Annotated in this window: 12 protein-coding genes and 1 tRNA gene; all 13 read right to left on the bottom strand. The window is 44.6% G+C overall.

What is annotated here, in order from left to right; genetic code table 11:
• Nucleotides 1-94 precede the first annotated feature (94 nt).
• The 13 genes from FFM70_RS05680 to FFM70_RS05740 all read right to left on the bottom strand — a co-directional run bounded on the left by FFM70_RS05680 (nt 95) and on the right by FFM70_RS05740 (nt 11,636).
• Nucleotides 95-610, bottom strand: coding sequence for a PTS sugar transporter subunit IIB (locus FFM70_RS05680; protein ID WP_137615881.1), 516 nt, complete (start codon nt 608-610; stop codon nt 95-97).
• Complete coding sequence (locus FFM70_RS05685) at nt 607-1,026, bottom strand: PTS sugar transporter subunit IIA (protein ID WP_137615882.1); 420 nt, start codon at nt 1,024-1,026, stop codon at nt 607-609. Before FFM70_RS05685 ends, FFM70_RS05680 begins: the two co-directional genes overlap by 4 nt.
• Nucleotides 1,027-1,106: 80 nt before the next feature.
• Entirely contained in the window at nt 1,107-3,971 is a 2,865-nt protein-coding gene (locus FFM70_RS05690) for a sigma-54-dependent transcriptional regulator (RefSeq protein ID WP_137615883.1), read from the bottom strand.
• A gap of 161 nt (nt 3,972-4,132) precedes the next feature.
• Entirely contained in the window at nt 4,133-4,516 is a 384-nt protein-coding gene (locus tag FFM70_RS05695) for a DUF956 family protein (RefSeq protein ID WP_137615884.1), read from the bottom strand.
• 150 nt (nt 4,517-4,666) lie between these two features.
• Nucleotides 4,667-5,581 carry a PTS system mannose/fructose/sorbose family transporter subunit IID gene (locus tag FFM70_RS05700; RefSeq protein ID WP_137615885.1) on the bottom strand — a complete coding sequence of 305 codons (915 nt, stop codon included), beginning with the start codon at nt 5,579-5,581 and terminating at the stop codon, nt 4,667-4,669.
• An 18-nt stretch (nt 5,582-5,599) separates the two neighbouring features.
• Complete coding sequence (locus FFM70_RS05705) at nt 5,600-6,406, bottom strand: PTS mannose/fructose/sorbose transporter subunit IIC (RefSeq protein ID WP_137615886.1); 807 nt, start codon at nt 6,404-6,406, stop codon at nt 5,600-5,602.
• A gap of 32 nt (nt 6,407-6,438) precedes the next feature.
• On the bottom strand, nt 6,439-7,416 hold the full coding sequence (locus tag FFM70_RS05710; protein ID WP_137615887.1) for a mannose/fructose/sorbose PTS transporter subunit IIA: 978 nt from the start codon (nt 7,414-7,416) through the stop codon (nt 6,439-6,441).
• 292 nt (nt 7,417-7,708) lie between these two features.
• The gene (locus FFM70_RS05715; RefSeq protein WP_137615888.1) at nt 7,709-8,554 is read right to left on the bottom strand and encodes a C39 family peptidase; all 846 of its coding nucleotides are present in this window, start codon (nt 8,552-8,554) and stop codon (nt 7,709-7,711) included.
• A 243-nt stretch (nt 8,555-8,797) separates the two neighbouring features.
• Nucleotides 8,798-8,998 carry a hypothetical protein gene (locus tag FFM70_RS05720; protein WP_137615889.1) on the bottom strand — a complete coding sequence of 67 codons (201 nt, stop codon included), beginning with the start codon at nt 8,996-8,998 and terminating at the stop codon, nt 8,798-8,800.
• A complete protein-coding gene (locus FFM70_RS05725; protein WP_137615890.1) occupies nt 8,995-9,186 on the bottom strand; it encodes a hypothetical protein in 192 nt (63 codons plus the stop codon). Before FFM70_RS05725 ends, FFM70_RS05720 begins: the two co-directional genes overlap by 4 nt.
• Before the next feature lie 138 nt (nt 9,187-9,324).
• Nucleotides 9,325-9,409 (bottom strand) — tRNA-Leu (locus FFM70_RS05730).
• Nucleotides 9,410-9,465: 56 nt separating this feature from the next.
• The gene (gene thrB / locus FFM70_RS05735; RefSeq protein ID WP_137615891.1) at nt 9,466-10,341 is read right to left on the bottom strand and encodes a homoserine kinase; all 876 of its coding nucleotides are present in this window, start codon (nt 10,339-10,341) and stop codon (nt 9,466-9,468) included.
• Nucleotides 10,342-10,349: 8 nt separating this feature from the next.
• Complete coding sequence (locus FFM70_RS05740; protein ID WP_137615892.1) at nt 10,350-11,636, bottom strand: homoserine dehydrogenase; 1,287 nt, start codon at nt 11,634-11,636, stop codon at nt 10,350-10,352.
• Nucleotides 11,637-11,659: the final 23 nt, after the last annotated feature.

Consider the following 11,659-nt stretch of genomic DNA (forward strand, 5'->3'; position numbering starts at 1 on the left):
TCGGCCGCATGTTATCAACAACGACCGGAAGCGACAACCTCACACTATCTAAAAAAGTACTGCCATAAAATCGACAGTACTTACACGATAAGCTTTATTTAGCCTCGGCTTTAAACCCATTTTTCGCTAGTAACGGCATGACATCCACCCGTTTATCCGTCGGTACCTTTTGCGCAAAAATCGCTAATCCAGCTGCCTGCAACTGATACAGAGCGGCCGCTTCGCTCGGCCCGACCGCGATGGCATTAGTCACCATCACCATGCCAGCCGAATAAGCTAAGCTGCCAATATCAATACCCGTCTGGGTAAAGTCGAGCCCACCAGCGACTAACCGCGCCATATTTTGTGGTGTATCGGTGAGAATCAGTGGTTTGACCTCATCAAATAATGGCTCATGATAAATCTGAATCATTTTTTCCACGGTGATCACATTCGCCCGAACACCAGGTGGCGCCGCCTGAACGATCAACATTTTACGCAGTTCATCCTGCGCAACTGTATCAGAAACCACCAAAATTCGATTAGGTGCGACCGTTTTGGTCCAAACCGTCGCCACCTGACCATGCAACAGGCGACTATCAATCCGTGCTAACCGGACCGTCATCGTCATAGTAAGTCATCTTCCTCGCCATCTTGCAGTAATTCCAAATGCTTGATGCCAATTTTGCCAGTTTCTTCCAAATGCGCAATGACTTCATCGATTGGCTTATCCCGTACCGTATAAGCCTCAATCAACATTGGCAAATTAAGCCCCGTGATCAAACCCATCCGATCCGTATGTTCTGCAACGATTCGGCTGGCCGCATTGAATGGTGACCCACCCCATAAATCAACTAAAAATAGCACTTGATCATCAGCATCGAAAGTCGCAATGGCGGCGTCGAGCTTCTTGGTTAAATCTTCCGGTCCCTCGTCCAGTTTGAACGTCACCGTTTGGACTTTTTCCTGTGGTCCAAAAATCATGTAGGATGAATTGACAACCCCGTTGGCAAATTCACCGTGACTTACAACGACAAACGCTAGCATCTAAAATAGCCTCCCCTTTTTCACTTAAATAATCTATCCATCTAGATACATGCAAAAAGCATGCCAACTAGTGTATCAAGTTAAGCCAATTTGGCTTGATGTGTCTCTAATAATTGCACAATATAATAATTTTCCGCTTCTGAAAATGATAATTGTAATTGATCCGTTAATTGTTGGTTCGCTTGCTGCACGATTGGATACCATTTGGAACTCGTCATCGTCGGTAATTCTTCCGTTGGGGCCGTGATTTGATCCTTAATTGCCGTACGTTCCAACGCGCCGGCTAAATGCATGATCAGATCGATTCGAAACGCATTCGGCATCGATTCTGGCATGCTTTGATTAATGGTCTCGCTATACTGCCACAAAATCGAGGTCAGTTTTCGCGGATTTAAGAAGGTAAAATAATCACCAAGATACTTTTCACATAACTCTGGCGTCAATGCTTGTACATCCGTCAACTTACTTTGCGGCGCATTTAGCCCCATCGCGAGTTGATCGATGAACTTTTCACCACCGCCTTGTAGTAATTCTTCCAACGAAATAAACGGAACGTCCAGCTTAGGCTTCGCAATCCCAGTCGCGGCAATAATCTGATAGTGACGCCCAATTTGTGCCAACCGCGCCGACATATTCACGACCGAAATTGGAAAGACCGTAATACCCTCAATAAAGTTTTGGGCTAACAGACTATCGAGAATCGTTTTAATGCGTTCCGCCGTCCCAACACCCGTCGCGCAGATGGCAATAATCGCACGATGATTGGCATCTGGTGTCGTTGTGTCACTTGGCGTAACGGTTTCCGGTTGCTTTTCAGTCGGCAAGTTGCGCGAAATTCGTGAGTAACCCTTGAACCCGACCAGTTCACGATAAATCGTTTCAAGGTCGCTATCGATCAATCCCGACTTCCGAACCGCTTCCAAAACGACCGGTGTTGTGACCATATCAATCGTGCGAATCGCAATCCCAGTTTCCTTTTCAATCCGTTTACCAAAGGTCGTCAACGACCCCATGTCCACGAGCATCAAGACGCCATTACCGGCATCCAAGTTTTGAATCTGTTCCTTAATGTGACCGTAAGCCACTTCTGGGTCCATGTCGAGTGGCATGTCAAACGCCGCAGCATCATAATCATCCAGCAACTGCCCAACCACCTGGGTCATAGACGACGCAGTACTCATCCCATGGGCCGCCACAAAGACACCAACTTTACCGTCTAATTGCATCGACTTCAATGAAATCAATAAAATAGCTAAATAATACACTTCTGATTCTGGAATCGGTAAATGATAGCGTTCATCAAGCTCCTGCTTCAATACCCGTGCCGCTTTAATTTCGGCCGGATATTCTTTAACCATTGCCAACATATCGGCGCTCATTTGCCGCATCGGTTTACCCGCTTGAATGCGCTTGATGAACGAACTGATATGCAAGCTCACCGCATAAATAAAATTATCCTTGAAATTATAGCCAAGTAACTGTTGAATCGTCGTTTGCGCCATTTTGGTGAAGTCGATCACATCTTGATCCACAATTTCAGCCAATTTATTTTCGGGCGACGTATTCATTTGAGTCTGCTTGTAAAATGACTTCAAATGGAGATTAATATCCGTCGTAATAAACCGATTGATATGTTCTTTATCCAGGCCTTCGCGCCGCAACAATGACGCCTTATCCCCAATAATCTCATATAAATTATAAGGTAATTCATAATTATCATTCTTATTGCGTAAAGGCACCGGCCCATCATTGGGTTTGACTACTAAAATTGGGTCTAACAACTCAGAAATTGCGCCCAGTTCATGCCGATTAGAAGCGACTGTCATGAGCCCACTGCGAATATTTTGAGGGAGATCATCCATGGTAATGTTGATTTCGGTATCATTTTCAATACTATTCACAAAGCCTTGAGCACAAACTAACTGAATATTTGACTTCAATTGACCAACGTTCCCATAAGTCACCGATCCGAGCAACGCTTGCACGACATCTTCAGTCAGCCGAATTTGTTTATTGATCCGCGCCGCTTCCAAAGATAACAATGCCTTTAATAAGGCCAACCGTTCTTTGGCTGAGCGTTGATTGAAGGCTGGCAACTGAATCGTAATTGGAATCCGCCGCACAAAAGTCTGTAACAGCGAACTCTTGGGATCTTCGGTCGTCGCACAAACTAACCGCACATTAGCGTGATGATTCTTGGCCGTTTCGCCTAAACGAGAATACGTCCCATGATCCATGAAATAGAAAATCATTTCCTGACCTTCTGGTGGCAACCGGTGAACTTCATCTAAGAAGAGCATCCCGCCATCCGCTTCTTGAATCAAACCATCCTTGTCTTCATTAGCGCCCGTAAACGACCCTTTAATATAACCAAATAAGTGGGACATCAATAATTCAGGGTTATGCGCATAATCCGCACAGTTAAAAGTAATCAAGCCTTGCGGGTTCGTCAAAACACCTTGGGTCTCCGCAAATTGATACATCGTATTGGCAAAATAAGTCTTCCCAGAACCAGTCGGTCCAATCACCAAGGTGTTTAGCCCCCGTGGTGGATACAAAATTGCCGCTTTGGCTTGTTCGACTTGATTTTGGAGACTTTCATGAGCTCCAATCATACTTTCAAAAATATCCGTCGTTGCCGCGATACTGGCCGCAGTTGCCGTCCCAGCAGCCGCTTGATGAGTCGTTGGACGGGTCACTGTCGATTTTGCCCGCGTCGGCTTGACAGTCTTAGCCGTAGTTGACTCTGAAACCAAGTCTGGCTTGGTATAGCGCACCGGCCTGCCAGTGAGCTTCGCCAATTGTCCCTCGCGGACTAAAGCATTCAATTCTTTACTAACATTCGAGCGCGCCAAAGCCAAAGCCTGAGCCACCATTTCCGTCGTCAAGCCTGTAGCATCACAGTGCTGGCGAACAAACTCAAATATTCGTGCTTTTCTAGTCAACCGAGCCACTCCTTTGAAATGCAGTCGTTACGTCATGTAAAACGCTTAATTATGTCTCATCTTACCACATAAGTGTATCAATACACTACGAATATTCTCAAGCTAATCCAGTCATTAAAAAAAGGCTACCAATTAAGGTCGCCTTTTCCGTGAAACTGAGCTTATTTCAAATAACTATTCTGATTTTTACCCTTGAAGGCGCGCTTCAACACGTCAAAGAACGTCAAAGAGCGGACAATATGATCCGGTTTGATGTATTTACGAACTTCTCGCAACACTTTTCGAGGTTGCTTAGAGGAGAACGTGTAAGTCCCATTCTTCTTTGTCCGAAAACCATACCGTGGAATCCAACGGCCCTTAAACATGACCGACACGATGACCACGTCAACTTCCTTCCAAGGAATCTGGATGTAGTTTTTAGCATTCCGGTTATCGTAAAATTCAAACCCATGATCACCAATCATGATTTTGCCATAATCAGTTAAGCCTAAATGCGAATTACCGTCAACAACCATATCAACCTTGGTATTAAGCGATTGAACCATTTAAATGTCTCCATTTCTTTCTCTTGATAACACCGATTATACGGCGCCGACGCTTTTTTCGCAAAGCCCCGTTTTGACAAAAAGAGATGAACTCAGATGAGTCCATCTCTTAAGACCTAAGTCAACGACTCAGATTGAATCAAATCATCTCTACATAACACCAAGAACGTGCATGATAACACCAAAGGCGAATAAACCGAAGATGATGATAATTGGTGAAACTTTCTTCTTTAATAACCACATGCAAAGGAAAGTAATGATCAAGGCTGCTAAACCTGGAATTAATTGATTCAAGTTATCTTGCAAGGTCGTAACCTTGTACTTGTCCAATGATAAACCAGCTTTTTGTTGTACTAAAGCTTCCTTGACACCCTTAGCACCGGCTGGAAGACTGTTCCAGTCAATGTAAGCACCTTTAGCTTGCTTGATTGATGAAACTTTAACCGGACTGAAGTCAACATTGACCCACCGTTCGATCAAGGCTGGTAAGATGAACATCCCTAGGATAGAAGCACCCTTGGTAATGTCTTGTAAAATACCACCTGATAAGTCATCAGTAATTGCAGAACCAGCTTTGTAGCCAAGTTCTTGTGTGTACCACATAAATGCCATCCGGATAACGTTCCAGACAACGAAGTACAAGATAGGACCCATGATACTACCACCCATTGCAAGGGAAGCAGCCAAGGCACCAATAATAGGCTTAGCCGTGAACCAGAAGACTGGGTCACCAACACCGGCCAATGGACCCATCATCCCAACTTTAACCCCTTGAATCGTAACGTCGTCAATGGGAGCCCCATTAGAACGTTCTTCTTCAAGCGCCATAGTAACACCAATAATTGGTGAAGCCACGTAAGGATGAGTGTTAAAGAATTCCATGTGACGCTTTAAAGCAGCGGCACGATCTTCTTTAGTCGTATATAACTTTTTCAAAGCTGGGATTAATGAATAAGCCCAACCACCGTTTTGCATCCGTTCATAGTTCCAAGAACCTTGGAGGAACGTTGAACGCCACCAAACATGTACACGATCTGATTTGCTTAATTTAATTTGATCAGCCATTTTAGTTTTCCTCCTTCGCTAATACTTGTCGATGATATCGCCGACAGGGTCACCGGTACCAGAACCGCCACCATTACCAGAACCACCCATTTTAGAAAGGTTCAAGTAGATGAGGGCCATAGCAACACCGATACCACCTAAGGCGATAAGTGTCAATTCAGAAATCGCAGCTAAGACGAAACCTAAAACGAAGAATGGCCATACTTCACGAGTAGCCATCATGTTAATAACCATGGCATACCCAACGGCAACGACCATCCCACCACCGATTGACAAACCATCTGTCAACCAAGTAGGCATTGCGTTCAACATTGCTTTAACGGGACCAGCACCAACAGCTAAGATCAATGCGGCTGGAATAGCGATACGTAAGCCTTGCATTGCAATGGCAATCATTTGCCACATGTCAATTTTAGCAAAGCTACCTTCTTCAGCAGCACGGTCCATGATGTGCACGATCAAAGTAGCAATCGTACGTGCAAGGATAGTAAGTAACAAACCAGCAACGGCCAAAGGAACGGCAATCGCAATGGCTGATGAAACTCCGGCACGGCCTTGACCACCAAGAACTAAAATAATTGCAGATGCAATAGCTGCTAATGCGGCATCAGGGGCAACAGCGGCACCAACGTTTGACCAGCCTAAGGCGATCATTTGAAGACTACCACCTAAAATAATACATGGGACTAATTGTCCGGTAACTAAGCCGATTAAGGCGCACGCTACAACTGGCTGATGGAAATGGAATTCATCCAAAATACCTTCCATACCAGCTAAAAATGCGACTAATACGACTAAAATCATTTGAATCGCGTTCAAATTCATGATTTAATCCTCCATTTTTCTCCGATAGTTAATTAACTATTTGCTTGTTCTTTCAACAGCTTTTCAGCTTTATCCATGATGTGATCGAGGTTATCTTGACCATCAGTAGGAACTTTACGAACATCCATCTTGATGCCCATCTTTTCCAATTCATGGTAAGTATCGATATCATTTTGATCAAAAGCCAAAACTTTGTTAGGTTGAACTTTACCAACGGAATGCGCCATAGAACCGATGTTCAAGGTATCCAACGGCACGCCACCCTTGATGGCTTTCAAAGCATCTTGTGGTGTTTCGAATAATAACAAGGCTTTTTGGCCGCCGAAGTGTTTGTCATCCTTAGCTAATTTGATCATTTGATCAATTGGCACCACGTGGGCTTTAACACCGTTTGGTGCAGCTTGGATAATCATTTGGGTCCGTAAATTGTCTTTGGCAACGTTATCTGAAACAACGATAATCCGAGTTGGGTTAACCGTCTTGCTCCAGGCCGTTGCAACTTGACCATGTAACAAACGTGAGTCGATCCGTGCAAGAACGTATTCGAACTTGCCGGGACGACCAGCACTGGCGCCACTAGCAGCCGCCGCTTTAGGGGCTTCCTTAGGTGCTAATGCTTCGGGACGAACTTTAACCCCATCCTTCGCCGTTTCAATAATATGAGTAGCGATTTCATGAGCTGAGTCCATTGAGAGCCGTGATGCATAGGCTTCAATTAACATTGGTAGGTTCAAACCAGCAACAATTGCCCATTTGTCCTTATGTGCTTCAAACAAGCCATTGACTTGGTTGAAAGGTGTGCCACCCCAAAGATCGACTAAGAACAAGACTTGGTCTTGATCGTCGAAAGAAGCAATGGCTTTTTCCAGCTTAGCCTTAATGTCATCAGGGCCTTCGCTAGGCATCAACGTAACGGGTTGAACGTTTTCTTGTTCGCCGAAAATCATTGAACCAGATTGATAAATGCCTTTGGCAAATTCGCCATGACTAGCAATGATAATGCTTACCATCTTTGTACCTCCTATTTTTTTGTTACAGTCATAGGAAAATGAATAAATAAGTTCTAAATAGCCTGTAACCTAAGTTATTGTGATACTGTAAGCGCAATCTTTTAGCACTCACTAATATATATGCAAGTTCCGTGCCAAAATACACTAAATGGTGATTGCCGGTATCATTGACTTTAAATTGATACACTAGCCGTGACACACTCACTAATTAAGATTTTGTGTGTTAGTTTAGTGTATTTTTAATACTAATTTATGAAACAGTTGATATTCTTAATACTTATTATTTTGTTTCTTAATAACTGAGGGCCCGAAAGTCATTCCCCTGCCATGCGAGGTTAAAGGCAGCGTTGGTTAGCTGCGTGGCTTGCCCAGTCCAAGGATCATTAAAGTAAATATGATCAGTATCATAGCCGGTGACGGTCAATGCATGACTGGCAAAACCATCAATGTTCGTGACCCAGACAACGACGGGATGATTCCGCCTTAGCTGAGCCTTCAGTTGCGTCAAACTGATACCGGTTAAGTCAACCGCACTCCCCACATGCCGTTGGACCGTTGTTAATAAGCCGCGAGGAAATACGTATAAGCCAATCCCGTATTCAGAGTATGGATCACCAACAAAGCCCTGATTGGGGTCGTCACTGCGAGGCATTTCATCCGCGAGCTGGCGCTTAGTGACTTGCGCCCCGGCGTACTGCAACATCATATCGACTGCCGTAATTTCGCAACCCGTTGGTAACTCGGGCCGTTGTGACACCACCGGCACATCTAAGTGGACACTAGTCGCTGTCAAATACCCTTGCCAGATCCAACCACTTTGACCGGCAGCGTTTTTAACGTAATAATATAGTTGCTTTTTACCATTATGCGTAATATAAGCTTGTTCCGAACGCGTCCAGACGGTATTTTGATGATGACTGAGATGTAAATTAGTCCGTAGTCGCACCCGATGCTGCGGTAATACTGTAATATGGTAGCCTTTACCGGTTTGACTGTTTGTCCGGTAAGTCTGACTAGTCATGGTTTGAATCCCCATAATCTGATCAGTTGTTGCAGCTGCTGCAAGCGTCGCCTGACTGAGACCCAATCCCAGTAACAAGCTCAGTCCGCCAACTAACCCCCATCGTTTGTTAACCATACGAATCGCCTCACTGATTGTTAGTTTAGTGACAATTTATTCAGGTTAATTATAATGCTCGTGTTCGTTGGGTTGTAAGTATCGTGGCTTATAAATGTTGTAATAAAAATCACGGACAAAAGACACTAGTTTTAGCATCTTTCGTCCGTGATTTAATTGTAGCTTAGACTTAAATAATTAATTTCGGTTTAACTTAGCCTAGTTAATCAGCCGGTAGCCTAATTTCTTTCTCATCTTAGTTAACTAACTCATCTTCACAAGTTCTTTTTTCATAATGCGTCTTTGCTTAACCTGTTGATACAATGCCATAGTTAATGGTTTTTGCCCTAATTTTTTACGCATCTCGTTAATTGCAGCAAGATCGGACTCATCAACTGTCGCATATTTTTTTGTATCCTCATCATACAACCGCAAAAACTCGGTCTCCGAAAACTTATGACTCATTCCAATCCCCTCAATTCCAATTCAGCATACAATTTTCTAATTCCTAATAATTTAGAATCTATCACTAAACTTGGAACAATAACCTTCATCGCATCACCTTCCAAATAAGTGAGGACTTCACTAGTGATGACAGATAAAATCATTTTTTTATTAGCCGAGTAGCCTAAATATAGTCCTAATTCATCCAAATAGTGCACTGCTTCTGGGACACATCTGCTAATTGTGCAATAACTCCCAATTTTGCTGCCCATATCTATAGTTGTCCTCTAACAAAAAAGCACCACAATCGCTGAGATAACAACGTTTGTAGTGCTTCAATAATTTAGTGCGGCCAAGAAGATTCGAACTTCCATGAGGTTAACCCTCACAAGATCCTTAATCTTGCGCGTCTGCCAATTCCGCCATGGCCGCATCAATAACTCACAAAAACCATTTTAACAAAATGTCGTGAGTCTGACAAGGACTAATTACGATTTATGCACGGTTAGGCCTTCAGTATTGACTGGTAAGAGGAACGTTTTCCCCGTTAAGGCAGGGTTTGCTTGTAGTTTAACTTGTAACTGTGACATGTCAGTTTGGGTGCCAAGTGTGACGATGGTTGGACCGGCACCACTCAGATACGTCCCGACTAAGCCCATCGCATGTGCTGTCGTCCGAATGGTTGCCAGTGCTGGCACTAAGCTCGCCCGATACTGTTCATGGAACCGGTCTTGTTCTAACAATTCTAACGCTAGTGACCAATTTTTCATGGCTAACGCCGCCACCAAAGTATTCCCAATACTGCTACCGGCAATCGCTTGCTTGTATGGCAGTTCAGCAGGCAATGCATGCCGACTGGCGGACGTTAACAGTTCTTCATTTGGCACATAGACACTTGCCGTTAAGTCTGGCGTAGGCAATTGGACTGCTTGAACCCTCTGATCGGCATAGGTCGCCACCGCTAGTCCACCTAAAATCGCCGGCGCCACATTATCCGGGTGACCTTCTAGCTCGGTCGCTTTGAGTAGCAACGCCTGTTTCGTGATTGGCGTTGCTGACAATTCATTGGCCAACGCTAACCCGGCAACAATTGCCGTTGAGCTACTCCCTAACCCCCGTGCCAACGGAATCTCTGAAGTCACTTCAAGCCGTTGTGGGGTTAAATTTGGCACTAATGACAGCGCCGTTTTAACAATCAAGTTGCGCGCATCACTGGGAACGTTGGCACCAAACGGATGGCTGACTTGCCACGTTTGGCGCGGTCCAAGGACTGTTAACGTCAATTGCATGTTTAACGCTAACCCAATCGAGTCAAAACCTGGCCCTAAATTCGCAGAAGTTGCCGGAACTGAAATTTTTAACATGTTGCCACCTACTCGTTCTTTAAAACTTTATAGCTTGCTAATAAATGCATATCCGTCTGACCTACAATTGCCGTTGTGATTTCGGCCAGTTGTTGATCATTCATCGCATGGGTAATAATGACCACGCGGGCATTGCCATCACCCAATTGATTTTGAATGATCCGGCTAAACGACACTTTGGCACCCGTCATGATTTCGGTCAACCGCATCATCATCCCAGGGACATCACGCATCTTCAAGGCGATGAAATGCGGATAAACGACATCCGCTGGGGCCGCCAATACCGTCTCTTGGCGATAAGAGTTGAACGTATTACCAGTCGTATTTAAGGCAATATTCTTAGCAACGGTCGTAATATCACTCAAAACACTATTCGCCGTTGGTAATTCACCCGCACCTGGGCCGTAAAACATCGTGTCTCCTACTGCGGTCCCCGTCACCATGACCGCATTATTTTCATTTTGGACGGTCGCTAAGGGGTGTTGGTCAGAAACGAGGACTGGTCCAACCGATACCGCAATTCGATCATCAATTTCTTCGGCAATCCCCAACAGCTTAATGGTGTAACCAAGTTGGTGCGCTTCCGCAATATCTTCTGGACTGATATTCGTAATGCCCTGTACCTTAACATGGTCCATCGACAAACTCATCCCAAAAGCAAATTGCGTTAAGATAATCATCTTGTAAGCCGCATCCAAGCCTTCAACATCATTAGTGGGATCACTTTCAGCGAAGCCTAAATCTTGCGCTGAACTGAGGGCTTGATCGTAAGACCAATTTTTTGTCAGCATCTGCGTCATGATATAGTTGGTCGTCCCATTGACGATCCCCATGACGCGCTGAATCTTATCCGCGGCAAAACTGTTGTCGATTGTCCGTAAAATTGGAATCCCACCGGCAACACTCGCTTCATAGAACAAGTCGCGATGATTTTCACGGGCGATTTGAACTAATTCACGACCATATTGCGCAATTAAGTCCTTATTCGCCGTCACCACATGCTTGCCTGCTTGCAAGGCACGGGTGATGTATTCTTTCGCTGGATGGATTGAGCCCATCACTTCGACCATAATCTGAATTTTGGGGTCATCGATCAACGTCTCAATTTGGTCGGTCAAACGGACATCCCCCAGATCAGTCTGTTGATGCTTCTTCAAGTTATGGACGACCACACAAGCCAATTCCAGATTACGCCCGGTAATCTCGGAAATTTTGGCTTGATGGGCTTGTAACATTTTGACCACGCCGGTGCCGACTGTGCCGAGACCAACGATTCCAATTTTGATAGTTTCCATCGATTAAAGCCTCCAAATTTCTT

The sequence above is a fragment of the Lactiplantibacillus nangangensis genome, assembly GCF_005405065.1.
GTDB lineage: Bacteria > Bacillota > Bacilli > Lactobacillales > Lactobacillaceae > Lactiplantibacillus > Lactiplantibacillus nangangensis.